Source organism: Granulicella rosea (assembly GCF_900188085.1).
GTDB classification, from domain to species: domain Bacteria; phylum Acidobacteriota; class Terriglobia; order Terriglobales; family Acidobacteriaceae; genus Edaphobacter; species Edaphobacter rosea.
This window is the reverse complement of sequence record NZ_FZOU01000003.1, coordinates 74,287-92,005: the sequence shown is the minus strand read 5'-3', so window position 1 is coordinate 92,005 and position 17,719 is coordinate 74,287. Positions and strand designations below refer to the sequence as shown.

Annotated in this window: 20 protein-coding genes; 10 read left to right on the top strand and 10 right to left on the bottom strand. The window is 63.2% G+C overall.

Annotated features, from left to right (window positions below; genetic code table 11):
* Positions 1–29 precede the first annotated feature (29 nt).
* A complete protein-coding gene (locus CHB87_RS09605) occupies positions 30–530 on the top strand; it encodes a DinB family protein (protein ID WP_089408221.1) in 501 nt (166 codons plus the stop codon).
* A gap of 56 nt (positions 531–586) precedes the next feature.
* On the opposite strand, the gene CHB87_RS09600 is transcribed toward CHB87_RS09605, so the two are convergent.
* From CHB87_RS09600 to CHB87_RS09585, 4 genes are all read right to left on the bottom strand, one after another.
* Positions 587–2,413, bottom strand: coding sequence for an ABC-F family ATP-binding cassette domain-containing protein (locus tag CHB87_RS09600; RefSeq protein ID WP_089408220.1), 1,827 nt, complete (start codon positions 2,411–2,413; stop codon positions 587–589).
* 23 nt (positions 2,414–2,436) lie between these two features.
* Positions 2,437–3,864, bottom strand: a complete 1,428-nt coding sequence (locus tag CHB87_RS09595; protein ID WP_176441680.1) for a rhomboid family intramembrane serine protease — start codon at positions 3,862–3,864, stop codon at positions 2,437–2,439.
* A 461-nt stretch (positions 3,865–4,325) separates the two neighbouring features.
* Positions 4,326–4,538 (bottom strand): hypothetical protein, encoded by a 213-nt coding sequence (locus tag CHB87_RS09590; RefSeq protein ID WP_089408218.1) that lies wholly within the window; start codon positions 4,536–4,538, stop codon positions 4,326–4,328.
* A gap of 25 nt (positions 4,539–4,563) precedes the next feature.
* The gene (locus CHB87_RS09585; protein ID WP_089408217.1) at positions 4,564–4,872 is read right to left on the bottom strand and encodes a hypothetical protein; all 309 of its coding nucleotides are present in this window, start codon (positions 4,870–4,872) and stop codon (positions 4,564–4,566) included.
* A 279-nt stretch (positions 4,873–5,151) separates the two neighbouring features.
* Here CHB87_RS09585 and CHB87_RS09580 point away from each other — a divergent pair, with 279 nt between their 5' ends.
* From CHB87_RS09580 to CHB87_RS09560, 5 genes are read left to right on the top strand one after another with little or no spacing between them, the layout of a single operon-like run.
* Positions 5,152–5,733 (top strand): shikimate kinase, encoded by a 582-nt coding sequence (locus CHB87_RS09580; RefSeq protein ID WP_089408216.1) that lies wholly within the window; start codon positions 5,152–5,154, stop codon positions 5,731–5,733.
* Positions 5,734–5,792: 59 nt separating this feature from the next.
* On the top strand, positions 5,793–6,857 hold the full coding sequence (locus CHB87_RS09575) for an AI-2E family transporter (protein ID WP_245817912.1): 1,065 nt from the start codon (positions 5,793–5,795) through the stop codon (positions 6,855–6,857).
* Between the two features lie 11 nt (positions 6,858–6,868).
* Positions 6,869–7,234 carry an MmcQ/YjbR family DNA-binding protein gene (locus CHB87_RS09570; protein WP_089408214.1) on the top strand — a complete coding sequence of 122 codons (366 nt, stop codon included), beginning with the start codon at positions 6,869–6,871 and terminating at the stop codon, positions 7,232–7,234.
* Positions 7,235–7,244: 10 nt separating this feature from the next.
* Complete coding sequence (locus tag CHB87_RS09565; RefSeq protein ID WP_142988289.1) at positions 7,245–7,874, top strand: hypothetical protein; 630 nt, start codon at positions 7,245–7,247, stop codon at positions 7,872–7,874.
* Complete coding sequence (locus CHB87_RS09560) at positions 7,871–8,629, top strand: RsmE family RNA methyltransferase (protein ID WP_089408212.1); 759 nt, start codon at positions 7,871–7,873, stop codon at positions 8,627–8,629. Before CHB87_RS09565 ends, CHB87_RS09560 begins: the two co-directional genes overlap by 4 nt.
* A 58-nt stretch (positions 8,630–8,687) precedes the next feature.
* Here CHB87_RS09560 and dnaJ read toward each other — a convergent pair whose 3' ends face one another.
* The 6 genes from dnaJ to CHB87_RS09530 form a co-directional block, all read right to left on the bottom strand.
* Positions 8,688–9,836 (bottom strand): molecular chaperone DnaJ, encoded by a 1,149-nt coding sequence (gene dnaJ / locus CHB87_RS09555; protein WP_089408211.1) that lies wholly within the window; start codon positions 9,834–9,836, stop codon positions 8,688–8,690.
* A gap of 69 nt (positions 9,837–9,905) precedes the next feature.
* A complete protein-coding gene (locus tag CHB87_RS09550; protein WP_089408210.1) occupies positions 9,906–10,445 on the bottom strand; it encodes a nucleotide exchange factor GrpE in 540 nt (179 codons plus the stop codon).
* A gap of 107 nt (positions 10,446–10,552) precedes the next feature.
* A complete protein-coding gene (hrcA, locus tag CHB87_RS09545) occupies positions 10,553–11,632 on the bottom strand; it encodes a heat-inducible transcriptional repressor HrcA (protein ID WP_089408209.1) in 1,080 nt (359 codons plus the stop codon).
* Between the two features lie 216 nt (positions 11,633–11,848).
* The gene (locus CHB87_RS09540) at positions 11,849–12,682 is read right to left on the bottom strand and encodes an Mrp/NBP35 family ATP-binding protein (protein WP_089408208.1); all 834 of its coding nucleotides are present in this window, start codon (positions 12,680–12,682) and stop codon (positions 11,849–11,851) included.
* A gap of 17 nt (positions 12,683–12,699) precedes the next feature.
* A complete protein-coding gene (locus tag CHB87_RS09535) occupies positions 12,700–13,065 on the bottom strand; it encodes a hypothetical protein (protein ID WP_089408207.1) in 366 nt (121 codons plus the stop codon).
* Positions 13,066–13,237: 172 nt separating this feature from the next.
* Entirely contained in the window at positions 13,238–13,759 is a 522-nt protein-coding gene (locus tag CHB87_RS09530; protein WP_089408206.1) for an acyl-CoA thioesterase, read from the bottom strand.
* 159 nt (positions 13,760–13,918) lie between these two features.
* On the opposite strand from CHB87_RS09530, the gene CHB87_RS09525 reads away from it, so the two are divergent.
* The 4 genes from CHB87_RS09525 to CHB87_RS09510 all read left to right on the top strand — a co-directional run bounded on the left by CHB87_RS09525 (position 13,919) and on the right by CHB87_RS09510 (position 17,682).
* Positions 13,919–14,227, top strand: coding sequence for a tetratricopeptide repeat protein (locus CHB87_RS09525; RefSeq protein ID WP_089408633.1), 309 nt, complete (start codon positions 13,919–13,921; stop codon positions 14,225–14,227).
* Between the two features lie 164 nt (positions 14,228–14,391).
* Positions 14,392–15,945, top strand: coding sequence for a sigma 54-interacting transcriptional regulator (locus tag CHB87_RS09520; protein ID WP_089408205.1), 1,554 nt, complete (start codon positions 14,392–14,394; stop codon positions 15,943–15,945).
* A gap of 518 nt (positions 15,946–16,463) precedes the next feature.
* Positions 16,464–17,054 (top strand): hypothetical protein, encoded by a 591-nt coding sequence (locus CHB87_RS09515; RefSeq protein ID WP_089408204.1) that lies wholly within the window; start codon positions 16,464–16,466, stop codon positions 17,052–17,054.
* A 211-nt stretch (positions 17,055–17,265) separates the two neighbouring features.
* Positions 17,266–17,682 carry a hypothetical protein gene (locus tag CHB87_RS09510; protein ID WP_089408203.1) on the top strand — a complete coding sequence of 139 codons (417 nt, stop codon included), beginning with the start codon at positions 17,266–17,268 and terminating at the stop codon, positions 17,680–17,682.
* The last annotated feature ends 37 nt before the right edge of the window (positions 17,683–17,719 follow it).

The window sequence follows — 17,719 nt, the reverse complement described above, 5'->3', positions numbered from 1 at the left end:
TGCTGTTGTCTTTTGTTTCAAGGAGCCCCATGTCCCTCAGTGCCCTGCTCCTCCCCGAACTCGAATCCGAACTCGCCAAGACCCGCAAGGTCCTGGCCAACGTCCCGGACGGCAAGAACGACTACAAACCGCACGAGAAGTCCATGCTGCTGAACCGCCTCGCCGGACACACGGCGGAGCTGGTCGGCTTCACCTCGCTCATCCTCACCACGCCCGGCATCGACATGGGCACGCCGCAGGATCCACGCAAGATCATCCGCATGACGACAAAGGATGAGCTGCTGGCCGAGTACGACGAGATGGCCGCCAAAGCCGTCGCCGCTCTCAAAGCCACCACCGACGAGGCCTTCGCCGAACACTGGTTCCTGAGCAAGCAAGGCACGCCCGTCTTCAACGGCACGCGCTACACGGCGTACCGCCAGATGAACCAGAACCACATGATCCACCACCGCGCCCAGCTTGGCGTCTACCTGCGACTGCTGGACATTCCCGTTCCCGCCACCTTCGGCCCCACCGCCGACGAGAAGTAATCAGGTTGCCCAGCGATCGCCGGGGACTTTGCCCTCGCGATCACTGGGCGCCCCCGCTACACCCCGGCCTTCTCGCTCAGCTCCGCCCACCGTGCGTAGAGAGCATCGGCAGCCTCCTGAGCATCGTCCATCTCCTTCAGCGCGGCGGTCAGCTTCACCGGATCGGTCGCGACGGCATTGTCGTCCAGCGCCTCGCGCGCGGCCTGCAGGCGATTCTCCGCCTCGTCGACCTTCGCCTCGATCCCCGCGAACTCCCGCGCATCGAGGTACGAGAGCTTCTTCTTGCCGCCCGAAGCAGGCTCAGCCGCGGCAGGATTGACCGCCACCCCCGCGCCGCCCGGGACGATCGACTCCTCCACCTTTTCGCCGCGCCACTGCTCCCACTGAGTGTAGTCCGCAAAGCGTTGCGTGCCGCCCTTGCCGTCCAGGCCGAGCACAATCGTCGAGACGCGATCGAGCATGTAGCGATCGTGCGTGACGAGAACCAGCGCGCCGGTGTATTCGAGCAGGCTCTCTTCCAGAATCTCGAGCGTCTGAATGTCGAGGTCGTTCGTCGGCTCGTCCAGCAGCAGCAGGTCGGCCGGTTCGAGCATCAGTTTGGCGATCAGCACGCGAGCGCGCTCGCCTCCGCTCAGCCGTTCGACCGGCTGATTGAGCTGCTCGCTCGTAAAGAGAAACTTCGTCGCGTAGCTGGCCACGTGGACGACCCGTCCCTGGTAGACGACCGAGTCCGAATCCGGCGCGAGCGCACGCCGCAGCGTCAGCCCCTCGTCCAGCTCGCGGGTCTGCGAGAAGTAGACGATCTTCAACATCGCCGCCTTCTTGATCGTGCCCGCGCTCGGCTCCAGTTCGCCCGTCAGCAGGCGCAGCAGCGTCGTCTTGCCCGAGCCGTTCGGCCCGACCAGGCCGACGCGCATGCCCGAGGTGATGAGGAAGTCCAGATTCTCGACGATCTTGCGCTGGTTCGCGCCCTCGCCCAGCGTCACGCTGACGCCTTCGAACTCCACCAGCCGCTTGGTCTGGCGCTCGGTGGCTGAAAAATCGATCCCGGCGGAGTTGACCTGCGTGCGCGAGTTCACATCCTTCAACTGGCCGATCAGCTCCTGCGCGCTGTCGATGCGGGCCTTGGACTTAGTCGTCCGGGCCTTGGGGCCGCGGCGCAGCCACTCGGTCTCGATCTTCACGCGATTCTTCAGCGCGTCCTGCAGGCGCGACTGCGCGTCGAGGTACTGCTCCTTGCCTTCGAGAAACTTGTTGTACGAACCCTTCACCCGCAGCAGGCCGTCGGCGTAGACCCGGTTCAGCTCCACCATTTCGGTCGCGACGTTTTCGAGGAAGTACCGGTCGTGGCTGACCATCACGCAGGCGAACTCGGCTTGGCTCAGCGTCTCTTCCAGCCACGCGATGCCGGCCAGGTCGAGATGGTTCGTCGGTTCGTCGAGCATCAGCACATCCGGCCCGCGCACGATGGCCTCGGCAATCGCCAGCCGCTTGCGCCAGCCGCCCGAGAGACGGCAGGCCTCGGCCGCCATGTCGGGGAAGCCCGTCCGCCCGCTGGTCTCGCGCAGGCGCCCTTCGCGTTCGCCCTCCGGCACGCCGGCCCGGACAAGCGCCTTTTCGAGCACGTCGCGAATCGTCAGCCCCGCGGCAAAGGTCGACTCCTGCTGCACATAACCGACGCGTGCGCGCTTGCGCGTGGCGACATCGCCCTCGTCGGCGTCTTCTTCTCCGGCAAGAACCTTCATCAGCGTGGACTTACCCGCGCCGTTCGGCCCAATCAGGCCGATCCGGTCGCCATCGGAGACGGTAAACGAGATATCGCGAAACAGGGGCGTCGCGCCAAAGGCCTTGGTGATGCCCTGCGCGTTGAGGATTGGTGGCATTTCTCCAGTCTACCCTGCCCGGCTTACTGAACGAGAATGTCCTTGCTCACCGTGCCGGAGGTTCCAAGCAGATGCATCGTCAACGGCAGCCCGCCGACCACCGGCGCGATCTTGCGCCCGGCGATCTCCATGTCCTTCCACAGGTCGGGATTCTGCACCGTCGCGTCCTTGAAGTAGTAGGTCACCACCGTGCCGTGCTCGTCCTTCGTCAGCAACGGTCTCGACCCCTGCCCATTCATATAGCCCGCCGCGACCAGCGCGTCGCCCATCGCCTTGGCCTCGGCCGCCGTCGCCATCCCGGCATACCCGACGCTGTCGCTTGCGTTGATCATCACGGCGCCGGCGTCGATCTCGACCTCGCCCCGCCGCTCACCTTTCTTGTTGTCGAGCTCGATGTCGAGCGGCGGCCCGCCGGCGGCCGAGGCCAGCACCGGCCCGATCTCACGCAGATACAGCAGGAACGACGGGCTCTTCCACGGCAGCGGCTTGCCGTTCGCGCCCGATTGCGTCTCGTCACCCTTCAGCGAGAGCGATATCGTCGTCTTGCCTTCCTCCTTGCTCAACAGCAACGTCACATTGGGACTCGCAAAGACCCTGGTCAACACCAGCGCCTTCGCCAGCGACTCGGCGTCCGCCTTCGTGGCGTCGCCGCTATAGATGACGCGATCGTTCTGACCCACCGTGACCGTGGCGCCGTCCGCCACGCCCATAAGCTCCTCCGCCTGGGTGCTGGTGACCCTCGGGGCCTTCGTCACCGCGCCGGCCAGCGCAAGGGCGATGGCCGCGACCGCTGCCAGCAGCCGCATCGGCTCCTCCGGCCCGGCCCAGGCCAGCAGGCACCCGACGACGAAGCCGACGATCAGTCCGCCGACGTGCGCCGTCAGGTCCGTCTTCACGCTCGCGACGCCATAGATCAGGTTGTAGGCCAGAAAGATGCCCGCCGACTTCGCAATCGCCCACGCCCGCTCCGTCGCGATCACGTTGCGCCGCACCAGCAGAAAGCCCAGCACGCCGCCGTACACGCCGAAGATCGCGCCTGAGGCGCCCGCCGCCACCGTCAGCGGATGGATGTACAACCCGGCAAGATTGCCGCCGACCCCAGCCGCCAGATACAGCAGAAGATACCGCGCACGGCCGTAGAGCTTCTCCGCAAACGGCCCCACCTGCCACAGCACGTACATATTCATGCCGATGTGGATGATGCCGAAGTGCAGGTAGCAGGCCGTCAACAGCCGCCACCACTGGCCCGAAGCCGTCAGAGGCCCGAAGTTCGCGCCCCACGGCAGCACCTGCTCCGCCGTCGGATCGACAAAGCCGACGCCGCGAGCCACCATGACGAAGAAGACCGCCACGTTGAGCGCAATCGTCGCGTAGGTGACAACGGGAGTGAAGACCGCGACCGGCTCCACGCTGGGTGTTTCGTAGTAGGCCGGACCATCTGGTTGACTCATATAACTCTGTGCATCGGGCATAGCGCCACCTGAACCTTAAAACTTTCGTCGACGTAGACTTACGCGTTGAGCTGTCGGCTTTCCTCGACTGCCGGTCTACATACCAATTCGGTATTGGATACCAATTCAGTATTGGGTCCAAAAGGCATCATGACTGCTTAACCTGGCCTTCGCCGTCCTCGTACGATCCCACCGTCTAGGTACGCGCAGGACCTGTCGCAGTACGAGGTATAGGAGCACCCCGCAATACACCATATCAATCGCGAGCGCGACGGGCGGAACGTACAGGAAATCCCAATGGTTGGGATGGCCCGGAAACCATAGCCCAGGGTAGTACCCAGGACTGATCAGACAGCGTAACCAAATCGGCACGGAATTTTCCGCCCAGATGAAAAGAAAGATTGCTCCAGGCGGGCAGAGAAACGCTGCTCCAGCGGCCGCGAAGATGGGATGCAGCTTTCTCATCGTGCCTCCACCTTCAGGCCAAGCCCAATCAGTTCCAATGTCATCCACGTCAGACACATTACGGCCAGCAGGCCGCACTTGTGCTGAAACGGATTGACCCACGTCGAAGGCCGCGAGATCGTCACGTAAAAATGCCGCTCGACGATGCAGATCACCGTCGCGACAAAAGCCGCGCAGACCGCGATGAAGGATCGGAAAAGCGCTGTCATACGAACTCCTGAAGACGACACAACCCTAATCCAGGTCGAAATCCCTGAGCGGCTTGCCCGTCATCGGCGTCTCTTTCGCCTTCTTCACCGCATCGGCGAACTTCTTCGACAGCAGCTCCTGCGAGTTCTTCTGCGCGTTCACACTCTGGGCAAACAGCGAGTCGCGCCGCTGGTCGGCCTCGCGCAGCGCCTTCGCGGCCTCGCCGAAGTCCTCGAACATCTTCTTCTTCGGCGCGGACTTGTGCGCCACGATTGACCGCGTCACCGGGTCGATCGTCAGCATCCCCCCGCAATCCGGACACATCACCTCAAACGTCTCGTCGCTCAGACCCATGGCAAAATCACTCCGCACTCATTCTAGATCGAAAACCATTTGCAACCCTTGCACCCGCCGATGTACTCTCATGGACAGAATGAACGCACGTCTCCACCTCGCCGACGCCTCCTTTAGCTGCTTTAGCTACTGGCGGAGCGCGGCTCCGGCTGGAAATGTGTCTGTCTCCTGATCCACGAGAACATTCACCCCATCCACCCGAGCCGCGACCCACAAGGTCGCGGCTTTTGCTTTGCGCCGAATCCAGAACCGCGTTGTAACCTTGAACGGAGACGCAACATGACCGCCACGCAAACCGACATCCAGACCCAGCCCGAACTCCAGACGAACCCCGCCATCCCGCCCACCATCCGTCGCATCGTCCTCACGGGCTTCATGGGCTCGGGCAAATCGACCGTCGGCGCCTTGCTGGCCGAGCGGCTGGGCTGGGAGTTTCTCGATCTCGACGCGCACATCGAGGCGCGCTCCGGCTCCTCCGTCCGCGATCTCTTCGCCAATCACGGCGAGCCGCACTTCCGGCTGCTGGAGTCCTCCGCACTCGCCAACGCGCTCGGCCGCAGGAACGTCGTCCTGTCCCTTGGCGGCGGCGCTCCGGAGCAGTTGACCAACCGCCTGCTGATCGAGCAGACGCCCGGCACTCACACCATCTTCCTCGACGCGCCGTTCCCCGTCCTCTTCGACCGATGCGTCCTGCAGGCCATCGCGCGCCCCGTGCTGGCCGACCCCGCCATCGCCGAGGCGCGCTTCCACCAGCGTCAGCCGCACTACCGGCGGCTCGCGCGACTCATCGTCGACACCGCCGCGCTTTCCCCGCGCGAGACGGTCGACCTCCTCGTACACTCATTGCAGACTCGCAAATAGTCTTTGGCGCGGCGGATTTTTCTGCATCCAACGGAGAAAGCCCCTTGCAGGAGAACGACTTGACCACGCCGAACGAAGCCGAAAACGCAACCCGGAGCCCCGAAACCGACCTCAAGGTCAGGGAGCAGGCCACGCGGGCCAACATCGTCTTCTTCTTTACCGTCATCCTGCTGCTCTTTCTCGCCTGGCATCTGACCAAAGAGCTGGAGATGCTCTACGTCAGCGCGCTCTTTGCCGTCGTGCTGATGCCCATCGTGGACAAGATCCGGCATCTGCACTTCGGCCGCCGGCAGCTTCCGCGCGCGGCCGCCATCGTCATCCTGATCGTCGGCGTGCTCGCCGCCCTGACGCTCTTCTTCACCATCGGTCTGCCGCCGGTCATGCGCGATCTGCACGAGTTCATGACCGAGCTGCCGAAGCGCATCCCCACCGCCGTCGGCAAGCTGAAGAAGCTGCCCATCGCGAACCAGATCGGCGTCGACACCATCGCCGCCAAGGCCGAAAACGCCGCCGCCGCGGTCGGCTCGTACGTCTTTTCATCGCTGCCCAACTGGCTCTCGCACGTCTTCGACATCCTCACCTGCGCCTTCCTCTGTATCTACTTCATGCTCGAAGGCGAGCACGCCTATGCTTTCTTTCTCTCGCTCTTCGGTCGCGAAAGCCGCATCCGGCTGGACCTGACGCTGAAGAAGGCCGAGGTAAAGATGAGCAAGTGGCTGATCGGCCAGGGTCTGCTCATGCTGACGCTCGGCGTCTGCAGCCTGACCGTCTTCGGCCTGCTGCATGTACGCTACTTCATCCTGCTGGGCGCGCTGATGGGTCTGCTGAACATCATCCCCATCGCCGGCGGCGTGATTACGATTATTCTCGCGGCGGGCGTCGCGGCGCTCGATAGCTGGACCAAGATGGCCGGCGTGCTGATCTTCTACGGCATCTATGTGAACCTCGAAAACGCGGTGCTGACGCCGCGAATCATGCGCTCGTCGGTCAACCTGATGGGTCTGACCGTGCTGGTCTCGCTGCTCATCGGCACCGCGCTGGCCGGCATCGTCGGCGCGCTCGTAGCCGTACCCACCGCCGCGCTCATCACCGTGCTGCTGGACGAATACGCCGTACGCAAGTAAAAATACCCAGCATGAACGTCGCCGACTTTCGCCGCATTGCGCTCAGCCTCGAAGGCGTGGAGGAGAGTTCGCACATGGGTTCGCCCGACTTTCGGGTCGGCGGCAGAATCTTCGCCACGCTCGCCATGCAGGCGCAGGGTTACGGCAACCTGATGCTCTCGCCCGAACAGCAGGCGGCGTTTCTCGCCGACCAGCCGAAGCTCTTCCTGCCCGTTCATGGCGGCTGGGGACGCATGGGCGCGACCCATATCCGGCTGGCCCAGGCAAACGAAGACCAGCTCGCCGGCGCTCTCCACACCGCATGGAATCGCCGCATCCAGTTGAACGGCAAGACGAAGTCTAAGCCTGCGAAGAGGGCCGCAAAGCGCGCGCGCTGAACGAAAACGCGTGACCGTTTATCCTACCCACATGGCCGATCTCGCCTTCGCCCAATCCGAGCGCCGCAGCTACGCCGGCCCGCTGATCCTCGCGCTGGCCGCCATCGTCGGCGCGCTGGTCATCGCGCGTCACTTCTTCGCCGCCACCTCCATCAAAGCGGAGCACCTTCACACCGACATCCTGGCGACGAAGACCGAGTTCAAGTCCGACTCGAACGTCGCCGTCCTCGGCGTGGACCACACGCAGTCGATGCTCTATGTGCTCACGCGCGCCCGCGTGAGCGACAACCTGCACATGCCGATCTTCCTCGACAGCTTCCACGCCACGATCGTCGAACAGGACGGCTCCGAGATCACCGCGAAGGGTCTCGACAAGAAAGAGATCGCAGCCGTCCAGCTCACCTTTCCCGCGCTCAAGCCGCTCATCACCCCGGCGCTCGAGCGCGAGCTCACCATCGAACCCGGCCACAACGCCGAAGGCATGATCCTGCTGCCCTTCCCTATCTCTCAGGCCGTCTGGGACACGCGCAAGTCCGCCACCGTGCGGATCGACTTCTACCACCAGCCGCCGTTCTTCTACGACATCCCCCCTGACGCTACGAAAAACGACGCAACCCCAAAGGCCGCACCCCAAAAATGACAAGACGCCGCTGGATCGCCGACAACTGGAGCCCCACCACCGCCACCCTCACCGGCGAGCAGGCCAACCACCTCGCACGCGTACTCCGCGCCCAGACAGGGCAGATCTTCGACGTCGTCGCGGGCGGATTCCTGCACCGGGCCGAGATCGTCTCCGTCTCACCCGAGGCAGTCGAGTTCGCGTTGCACGAGGAGCTCGAGGCCGAAGCCGCGCTGCCTCTGCACCTCTACCTCGCCGTCTTCAAGTTCGACCACTTCGAGTGGGCGATCGAAAAGTCCACCGAACTGGGCGTCGGCCGCATCACGCCGATTCTCGCGCGCCGCACGGAAAAGCACCTCGCACAGGCCGCCGTAAAACGGGTGGAACGCTGGCGAAAGATCGCGCACGAGGCCGCGCAGCAGTCCCGCCGGACCGACGTCCCCGCCATCGCCGACCCGCTTGCCCTGAAGCTCGCGCTCACCCAGGAGTCCAGCCCCACCCGCATCCTGTTGAGCGAGACCGAGCAGGAGACCACCATCACCTACGCGCTCGACCGCGCCAAGTCGCTGCGCGATCCAGGCCAGGAGTCCGAGACGTGGGTTCCAACAGACGACTCCATCGCCCTCGCCATCGGCCCCGAAGGAGGCTGGACGCCCGAAGAGATGGCCCTCTTCGCCGAGCACAAGTGGCAGCACGTCACGCTCGGGCCACGCATCCTGCGCGCCGAAACCGCGGCCATCGCAGCCATCGCCATCGCGGGAACTCACTTTGCTTAGGGCATGATCGGAAGCTGTAAGCTGAACAGCCTTGAGCTTACAGCTCCCGAAAAAACCTCTAGCTGAACATGTCCTTGACCTTCGAGAAGATGCTGCGCGACTGCGGCTCGTTCTCGACCGTCATCGTCTCCTCAAGCTGCTTCATCAGATCGCGCTGCGTCTTGGTCAGCTTGGTCGGCGTCGCCACCCGGATCTCGACGATCAGGTCACCCTTGCCATGCTCGTTCAGGTGCGGAACGCCCTTGCCGCGCAGCTTGAACTCGCGTCCGCTCTGCGTGCCTTCGGGCACCTTGATCGTCTCCGGCCCGTGCAGCGTCTCGATCTTTACCTCGGTGCCGAGCGTCGCCTGCGGGAATGAGATCGGCATCACGCAGTGCAGATCGTCGCCATCGCGCTCGAAGAACGAGTGCGGCTTTACGTTCAACACGACGTACAGATCGCCCGCCGGTCCGCCAAACTTGCCCGATTCGCCCTCGCCCTGATAGCGGATGCGCGTATCCTGCTCCACGCCGCCGGGAATCTTGACCAGGATGCTGTGCTCCTTCTGCACCGTCGTCTGCCCCGAGCAGGTCTTGCACGGATCGGTGATGATCGTGCCCGTCCCGTTGCACTGCGTGCAGGTGCGCGCGACCGAGAAGAAGCCCTGCTGGAAACGCATCTGCCCCGCGCCCTTGCACTGCGGGCAGGTGGTCGGCTGCTTGCCCTTGGCCGCGCCCGTTCCGCGGCAGTCGGTGCAGGTTTCGGCCCGGCGGATGTTGATCTCGCGCTCCTTGCCGAAGACCGCTTCCTCGAACTCGATCGTCAGGTCGTAACGCAGGTCGCGCCCACGCTGCACGCGCGAGCCCTGCCGCTGCCCGCCCATGTTGAACATCTCGCCAAAGAGATCGCCGAAGATGTCGCCCAGATCCTGGGCGTTGCCGCCGAAGCCGCCGCCCTGGAACGGATTTCCGCCGCCCGAACTCGACCCATTGAACGCCGCATGACCGTAACGGTCGTATGCCGCGCGCTTTTCCGGGTCCGAAAGCACCTGGTAGGCCTCGCTGCAGGCCTTGAACTTCTCCTCCGCCTCCGGATTGTCCGGGTTGCGGTCGGGATGGTACTGCATCGCGAGCTTGCGATAGGCAGTCTTCAACTCCTGATCGCTCGCGGTCTTCGAAACCATCAATAGCTCGTAGTAGTCGATCTTCACGTTGGCCGTCGCACTCATCTCTTCAAATTCTCTCTAGCGGTGTCGCTTTTCTTGTTTTCATTCCCGAAGGGAATCTGCTCTCTCGTCCTAGTCCGAAACCTGCGAAGGATTCGACGCAATCTTCACCATCGCCGGACGCAGCAGCTTCTCGCGCAGCTTGTATCCGCGACGAATCTCCTCCAATACCTGATGATCGGGAAACTCCAAAGTCTCAACACTTCCCAGCGCCTCGTGGACGCGCGGGTCGAACTGCGCGCCGACGGTCTCGACCGGGACGACGTTCAGCGATGCAAGCGCTCCTTCCATCTGCTTGAGAATCAGTTCGACGCCAGCACGCAACTGGTCCGCCGAACCCTGCGCCTTCAGCGCAAGCTGGAAGTTGTCCATCACGCCCAGGAACGGTTCGATCGCGCCGCCAACCGCGTACTCCCGCGCATCCTGACGCTCCTTCTCCGCGCGCTTGCGTGCATTGTCGAACTCCGCCTGCAGCCGCGCCAGACGGTCGAACAACTGGTCCCGCTCCGTCTTCAACTGCGCCAGCTCGGCCTCGAGCGGGTTCACCTGGGTCTCTTCCACTGCCGCCTCCACTGCTTCCGGCTCGTACACTCCGGTCGTCTCTTCCGCCATCTCTTCCTCGCTTCTTTCCGTTACTGTCTCGTTACTATTGTTGCCCATTCCGGCCCAACGCGCGACCCGGTTCCACGTTTTCGACTCAGCCATTCCCGCCTCAGTCCTTATTCCCTTACGTCCAGCATCCGGTCGAAGACCTGCGCGATGTAGCCCACCGCATGCATCGTCCGTTCGTACTGCATCCGCTTCGGCCCAATCACCCCGACCATGCCGCGACTCTCGCCGCCCATCCGCGCCGGCGCCGCAATCAGCACCAGTCCGGCCATCTCCGGCGCGTGCTCGTCCAAGTCGAAGACCACGCGCACACTCTCCTGCCGCGCATCGATATACGCGTTCAGCAGATCGACCAGTCGCTGCTTGGCTTCGAGCGCGCTGAGCATCTCGCGCAGCCGCTCCCGGTCGTCGGACGTCACCATCGGGTGGCTGCCGATCAGGTTCGCCACGCCCTCGACGAAGACCGCCCTCGACGGCAGATCGGGCACGGCTTTGGTCCATAGCTGCTGCACGGAGTTCAAGATACGCTGATACTCGCTGCGTTCCCGCTCGACCCGCAGAGCAATCTCCGCACGCACCCGCTCCATGCTCCAACCGCGAAAATTCTCGTTCAGGAAGTTTGCCGCCGTCTCCAGTTCCACCAGCGTCAGGTCGCGGTCGAGCGCCAGCACCCGGTCGCGCACCATGCCGCCGCGCGTCACAACCACCGCCAGCACACGCGCCGCCGCCAGCCGCGAAAAATGCACATGCTCCAGAAGGTCGCCATCCGGCGCGGAGGCGATCGCCACGCCGACGCCGCTCGAAAGCGTCGCCAGCACATGCGACGTGCGCTCCAGCACCGCTTGCGTGCCGCTCACGTCGAGGAAGCGCGAATCGATACGCGCGTTCATCTCTCGCTGCGAACGCCCGTTCGCCACTTTGACGCCGAGCCGCTCCACATACATGCGAAACGCCCGCGCCGTGGGAATGCGGCCGGCCGAGGTATGCGGCTGTTCAAGCAGGCCGTAGTCCGACAGCACAGCCATCTCGTTCCGAATCGTCGCCGGACTCATCCCCGGCCCTTCGTGCTGCAATCCCTGCAGCCGCGCGATGGCGCCCGAGCCGACCGGTTCGCCGGTCTCGATATAGCTCTCGACAATGGCCGTCAGAATCGCTCTCTGCCGCGCCGTGCAACGCTCCGCATCAGCCATCGTCCCCTCCCTGATTATGGTCCCGGGAATAGTCTACGACAGACGTCAAGTCGAACGCCAGAAATGTGAGTGCAAGACACGCAGGTTCCGATTTGCAACACCACAAATGCTGTCATCCTGAGCGTAGCGAAGGACCTGCGTCTCTTCCACCGCAGCGATGGCGCCCCGGGCAAAACGCGGATCCTTCACTTCGTTCAGGATGACAACTGTGTCTACCTAGCTGATCTCCAGCACGTCCTCCACACCCTCTTCCAGCTCGATCGCCCGTGCCGCGATCTTGCGGGCGATGTCGTAGAAGGGCTTGCGCAGCTCCGAGTCCGGCCCGGCCAGCGTTACGGGCATGCCGCGATCGCCGCCGGCACGAATCGCCGGGTCCAGGTCAACCGAGCCCAGGAACTCCAGCCCAAACTGCCGCGCTGTCGCCTCCGTGCCGCCCGCGCCGAAGACGTCCAGCACCGTGCCGTCGGGCAGCGTCATCTGCGACATGTTTTCTACCATGCCGATGACCTCCACCTTTACCTGGTGGAACATCTCGAGCGCCTTGCGCGCGTCCTGCAGAGCGACGCTGGAGCCAGTCGAAACGACCACGGCCCCGGTCAGCGGGACGGTCTGCACCAGAGAGATGACGACGTCGCCGGTTCCCGGCGGCAGATCGATGATGAGGAAGTCGAGCTCGCCCCACTCCACCTGCTGGAGAAACTGGCGGATGATCTGGTGCAGCATCGGCCCGCGCATCACCATCGGCTTGTCGCCGGGCGAGATCAGACCCACCGAGATGAACTTGACCCCATGCGACAGAATCGGCTCGATGCGGTTCTCGCCCACAATGTTCGGCTGGCGCGTCACGCCCAGCATCATCGGCACGTTCGGGCCGTAGATGTCCGCGTCGATCAGCCCGACCTTATACCCCAGCTTACCCAGCGAAATCGCCAGATTCACCGCGATGGTCGTCTTGCCAACGCCACCCTTGCCCGAACCCACCGCTACAACATGCGCTACACCTGGCAGCGGCTGAGGCCCCTGCGGCATTCCCTGTCCTGAAGCTGCCATATTCGTTCTTCCTTCTTCTATTTCAAATATTGCGTTGCCGATTCAGCAGCCTGTGCGTAGTGAATGATCCACTTCAGAGCCTGCGCCAGAAAGATTCCCATGAGGCCGATGGACGACAGCGTAGACCGTGCAAAATTCCTCTCAATCTCGGCACGCTTCTCGCGCTTCCATATCTCAACGCCGAGCATGAGGGGAATGCCGACGAGGAACATCAGGCCAATTTTGTCAGACGTCTCCGGAACATGCCTACAAGCCTTCCAGAGCATAAAGACAGGCAGAAGGATTCCGACGATGAAGATGCCTTTCGACCAGCGCAGATCGTACTCCTGCAACCACCTCGATTGCTTCGGAGCGGCCATCGAATCCAAACTTGCACCTTCCATCACAGCCTCCTCGTTGCAGCATCGGCAAAGCCAACGAAAGCGTACCTCAGCGGCTAAAGCCGCGTTGCAGCCGTTACGTTTGCGGCACGGCTCAAGCCGTGCCCTTAAGCAACATCGCAACCTCCGCATCAGCGGTCATTCTCACCCACCTCAAAATTCCTATTCCCTGCTTCTACACATACCAATCCGGCGCAAGGCTAGCCCGCAGCTCCTTCTTGCGCTTCACCTCGACCGAGTTCAACTCCCGCCGCTTGCCCGCATCCTCGAACCGGCGCTTCTGGTGCTCGGTCTCCGGCACAAGCTGCGGAACCTCGACCGATTTGCCGGTCATATCCACGGCGACGTAGGTCAGGTAGGCCGAGGCTACGTGGCGATACTGGCCCGAGAGAATATCCTCTACCATCGCCTTCACCCCCACCTCCATCGAGGTGCGGAAGGCGCGGTTGACGCTCGCGCGCAGGATCAGCAGCTCGCCCACCCGCACCGGGCCGACGAAGTCCAGGTGATCCATGCTGGCCGTCACGGTGTACGCCCGCGCATGACGCCCGGCCGCGACCGCGCCCACCAGGTCGATGAACTGCATCAGCTTGCCGCCAAAGAGATTGCCCAGAGGATTCGCATCGGCCGGAAAGATGATCTCGTTCCGCTCCGCCTGCGACTCGCTCACTGCCCGGATGTTCCTGTCGTCGCTCATCCCTACCAGTCTAACCCGCCTCCGAAGAAGGCTTAACACCGATCTGCACCGAGTACACCGATCTTAAAAATAAACTGGATTGTTTTGTAAATCGGTCCAATCGGTGCGGATCGGTGTGAAGCCTTGGCGATCTACAATCGAGGGATGGACAAGCTCGCAATGCTCACCGAAATCCTCAGCATGAACCCGAACGACGCCTTCGCCCGCTACGGCCTGGCGATGGAGCATGTCTCGCAGGGCAATACCGACGCCGGACTCGCCGAGTTCGACAAGCTGATCGAGCTGAACCCGGACTACGTGCCCGCCTACCAGATGTCCGCGCAGACGATGGCCAAACTCGACCGCCCGGCCGACGCCATCGCCCGCCTGCACGCCGGCATCGCCGCCGCCAACCGCACCGGCAACCAGCACGCGCTCGCCGAGATGGACGCGCTGCGGGATGAGTTGGTCGCCGCCGACAACGCATAAATGCTGGGGTGCCCCATCCATCGCAGTATCATCGCGATGGGTGGGACGTAAGATGCTCGGACCCCGAGCAGTTTACGTCCCACCCCTTCGATGAGATCGAAAGGATGGGGCACCCAGACCTCGGTCGCATCCTTCCATGAGTCTGAACATCTATACTGCTACACATGGCGATCTCCGCATTACCAAACACCCTCGGCGGCCTCAAGAAAAGCGAATACACCCCCGAGCGAGTCTCTCGCTCCGTCAAGGATGAGCTCCGCGACAACCTGATCGTGCGTCTGCGCGAGACGGCCAAGACCAAGGAACCGCTCTTCCCCGGCATCGTCGGCTACGAAGACACGGTCATGCCGCAGATCGTCAACGCGGTGCTCTCCCGCCACAACTTCATCCTGCTCGGCCTGCGCGGACAGGCGAAGTCGCGGATTCTGCGCTCGCTGACGCACCTGCTGGACGCCCATGCGCCGTACGTCGCGGGCTCCGAGCTGCGCGACAACCCTTACGCGCCGCTAAGCAAATTTTCGAAAGACCTGATCGCCGAGCTGGGCGATGAGACGCCCATCGCTTGGATGACGCCTGCCGAACGCTACATCGAGAAGCTCGCCACACCGGACGTGACCGTGGCCGACCTGATCGGCGACGTCGACCCGATCAAGGCCGCGCGCTCCGGCCAGGAGCTGGGCTCCGAGCTGACCATGCACTACGGCCTGCTGCCCCGCGCCAACCGCGGCATCTTCGCCATCAACGAGGTGCCGGATCTCGCGGGCAAGATCCAGGTCGCGCTCTTCAACATCATGCAGGAGGGCGACGTCCAGATTAAGGGTTATCCCGTCCGGCTGGAGCTCGACGTGGCGATCGTCTTCTCGGCCAACCCCGAGGACTACACCGCCCGCGGCAAGATCGTCACGCCCTTGAAGGACCGTATCGGCTCGGAGATTCGCACGCACTATCCGGAGTCGGTCGACGAGGGCATCGCGATCACCGAGCAGGAGGCCTGGACGGCGCGCAGCTACGCCGGCGATGACCTGATCCAGAAGATCGAAATCCCGCACTACATCCGGCAGATCGTCGAAGGCATCGCCTTTACGGCGCGCGAGGATAAGAAGGTCGACAAGCGCTCGGGCGTCTCGCAGCGACTGCCCATCTCGACCATGGAGCTGGTGGTCTCGAACGCCGAACGTCGCGCCTTGATTCACGGCGAGAGCGTCGTCGTGCCGCGTGTCGGCGACATCTACGCCGCACTGCCCGGCATCACGGGCAAGATCGAGCTGGAGTATGAGGGCGAGATGCGCGGCGCGGACACGGTCGTCCGCGAGATCATCCGCCAGACCGTCGCCAGCGTCTTCGACCAGTATTTCACCGGCGTCAACACGCAGCAGATCGAGCAGTGGTTCAACCTGGGCGGCACCGTGCAGTTGAACGACGCGCAGCCCTCGGCCGCCTCGCTCGCCGAGCTGAAGCAGATCCAGGGACTCTTCGAGAAGCTGGCGCCCTTCCACATCACCGCAAAGTCACCCGCCGAAATCGCGGTTAGCGGCGCGGAGTTCCTGCTCGAAGGCATGACCGCGCACAAGCGTTTGAGCCGCGCGGAAGAGCGCGTCTTCTCCGCCGCCGAAAAGAAGAGCCGCAACGAACAGGCCAGCCAGTACGGCGAAAAGATGCGCGAACGGGAGATCGAACGCGAAGACGCCAAGAACCGGACGCGGCGGGGCTTCAACTAGCCGCTTTTTGTCATTCCCGAAGGGAATCTGCTTCTCGCCTTTGCACTTTGCACACAGCGGAGCCGGCCCATGGACGCAACGCCAACCTACTCGCCGGAGCTATACGAGCGCACTCATGGCCCGTATGGTCCCGGCGATTTCTACGTGGAAGAGCACGAATGCATCCAGTGTGGCGTGCCTGCGGCCATGGCGCCAGACCTGATACGCGCACGTCCCGAGCCTGATGGGAGCTGCTACTTTTACAAGCAACCGGAGACGCCCGGAGAGGTGGAGCAGGCGATCTTAGCGATGAAACAAAGCTGCGTCTGCGCGGTCTGCTATCGCGGCTCCGACCCGGAGACTCTCGTTCAGATCTCCGATTGGCGGAAAGACCATTCCGCGAATGTTCCACTACCTGTTCTCTCATCGTTTGTTTTGCGGATGTGGCGTCGTCTCCGCAGTCGTCGGGTATAGTAAATCTCATCGGAAACCAAATCCCCTCCCATGGAAGCCAGCACCGCTGCCTTCAGGAGATCTCTGTGCGTTCACTCCCGGCCCTGTTTCTCGCCTTCTCTGCCTTCCTGATTCCCGCCGCACATGCCCAGTATGCCGTCTATGGGACGGCCTCTCTTACCGGCTATGGCTTCAACGACGGCAACGGAAATACCGCATTCAAGAAAGACAGCGGCGGCCCCACCGGCGGCGTGTTCTACAACTTTCCCATCCAGAGCAGGCTAAGCGCCGGAATCGATGCGCGCGCCACCTACAGCCCCGGAAACAACGGCGGCACGGCGGAGCTGGTCGGGCTCCGCATCGGCTTCGTGCCGCACAAGGTCCGGCTGCGGCCCTACTTTCAGATTGGCGGCGGCGTGGTGAGCTCGTCCGAGCAGCAGACGGTCTACCACTACTCCCCGACCGGCGCCTACACCGGCTACACCCTGCAATCCACCCGCTATACCAGCGGCGCGGCGGAGATCCTCTTCGGGCTGGACGTCCGCCTCACCGATTCGTTCGACCTGCGCGCGCTCGAATGGGGCGCTGCGGCGGGAGCTTCGTCGGTCAACTCGCCCTCCGTGGCCTTCGTCAACACGGGCGTCGTCTACCACTTTCCCTCGCGCGGCCGGAAGTAGATCGGCATCCTGTTAGCCGAACATTACCCACCTAGTTCTTCGACAACACCAAAGTCGTATCGAAAGTACCAGTTGCATACATTACATTCGTCCTCATGGAGACAGCCCGCCGGCATCTCTTCGTACCTTTCCCGATCGGCGGGCTGCCCTTCACACCCACACGTGGCAGCCTGTCCGCAACCAATAGAGACCTGAGACGTCTATCAGACTCATGATCCTGGCCGCCTTCTTGCTGCTTGCCCCGAAGCCTGCGCCCAAGCCCGCGCCGCTCTCCCTCAAGACGCTGCTGGTTGCGGCGCACACGCTCGCGCTCGACGAGGGCTACCCGATCGAGAAACCCGGTTACAGCTTCGACACCATGCGCCCGCTCTCGGCCGACGACGGCTTCGACTCCATCGGGCTCTACCTGAACCGCCACCTCGTACGCATGTACTCCATCCACCGGGTCAGCGGCGATATCGTGGACTTCATGCATGGCTGCGTGGTCTTCCAGTTCGCCAATATGCAGCCGCTGCAACGGCAGATCCGCCGCAGCTCCGGCGGCCACGCCTTCACGCAGGCAGAGCTGATGAAGCAGACCGGCTGTCCGGTCCTCGGCGTCGTGAACATGCGCCATATCGACCAGTAACGCTCCCGCACCCGCTCCGCAGTAAGCTTCTTCCATT

Excerpts from the sequence above, each read along its gene's own strand:
- CHB87_RS09580 (WP_089408216.1), top strand. The coding sequence starts at position 5,152 with ATGACCGCCACGCAAACCGACATCCAGACCCAGCCCGAACTCCAGACG.
- CHB87_RS09600 (WP_089408220.1), bottom strand. The coding sequence starts at position 2,413 with ATGCCACCAATCCTCAACGCGCAGGGCATCACCAAGGCCTTTGGCGCG.
- CHB87_RS09605 (WP_089408221.1), top strand. The coding sequence starts at position 30 with ATGTCCCTCAGTGCCCTGCTCCTCCCCGAACTCGAATCCGAACTCGCC.
- CHB87_RS09570 (WP_089408214.1), top strand. The coding sequence starts at position 6,869 with ATGAACGTCGCCGACTTTCGCCGCATTGCGCTCAGCCTCGAAGGCGTG.
- hrcA (WP_089408209.1), bottom strand. The coding sequence starts at position 11,632 with ATGGCTGATGCGGAGCGTTGCACGGCGCGGCAGAGAGCGATTCTGACG.
- CHB87_RS09530 (WP_089408206.1), bottom strand. The coding sequence starts at position 13,759 with ATGAGCGACGACAGGAACATCCGGGCAGTGAGCGAGTCGCAGGCGGAG.
- CHB87_RS09520 (WP_089408205.1), top strand. The coding sequence starts at position 14,392 with ATGGCGATCTCCGCATTACCAAACACCCTCGGCGGCCTCAAGAAAAGC.
- CHB87_RS09540 (WP_089408208.1), bottom strand. The coding sequence starts at position 12,682 with ATGGCAGCTTCAGGACAGGGAATGCCGCAGGGGCCTCAGCCGCTGCCA.
- CHB87_RS09560 (WP_089408212.1), top strand. The coding sequence starts at position 7,871 with ATGACAAGACGCCGCTGGATCGCCGACAACTGGAGCCCCACCACCGCC.
- CHB87_RS09535 (WP_089408207.1), bottom strand. The coding sequence starts at position 13,065 with ATGGAAGGTGCAAGTTTGGATTCGATGGCCGCTCCGAAGCAATCGAGG.
- CHB87_RS09510 (WP_089408203.1), top strand. The coding sequence starts at position 17,266 with ATGATCCTGGCCGCCTTCTTGCTGCTTGCCCCGAAGCCTGCGCCCAAG.
- CHB87_RS09525 (WP_089408633.1), top strand. The coding sequence starts at position 13,919 with ATGCTCACCGAAATCCTCAGCATGAACCCGAACGACGCCTTCGCCCGC.
- CHB87_RS09590 (WP_089408218.1), bottom strand. The coding sequence starts at position 4,538 with ATGACAGCGCTTTTCCGATCCTTCATCGCGGTCTGCGCGGCTTTTGTC.
- CHB87_RS09585 (WP_089408217.1), bottom strand. The coding sequence starts at position 4,872 with ATGGGTCTGAGCGACGAGACGTTTGAGGTGATGTGTCCGGATTGCGGG.
- dnaJ (WP_089408211.1), bottom strand. The coding sequence starts at position 9,836 with ATGAGTGCGACGGCCAACGTGAAGATCGACTACTACGAGCTATTGATG.
- CHB87_RS09550 (WP_089408210.1), bottom strand. The coding sequence starts at position 10,445 with ATGGCGGAAGAGACGACCGGAGTGTACGAGCCGGAAGCAGTGGAGGCG.
- CHB87_RS09595 (WP_176441680.1), bottom strand. The coding sequence starts at position 3,864 with ATGAGTCAACCAGATGGTCCGGCCTACTACGAAACACCCAGCGTGGAG.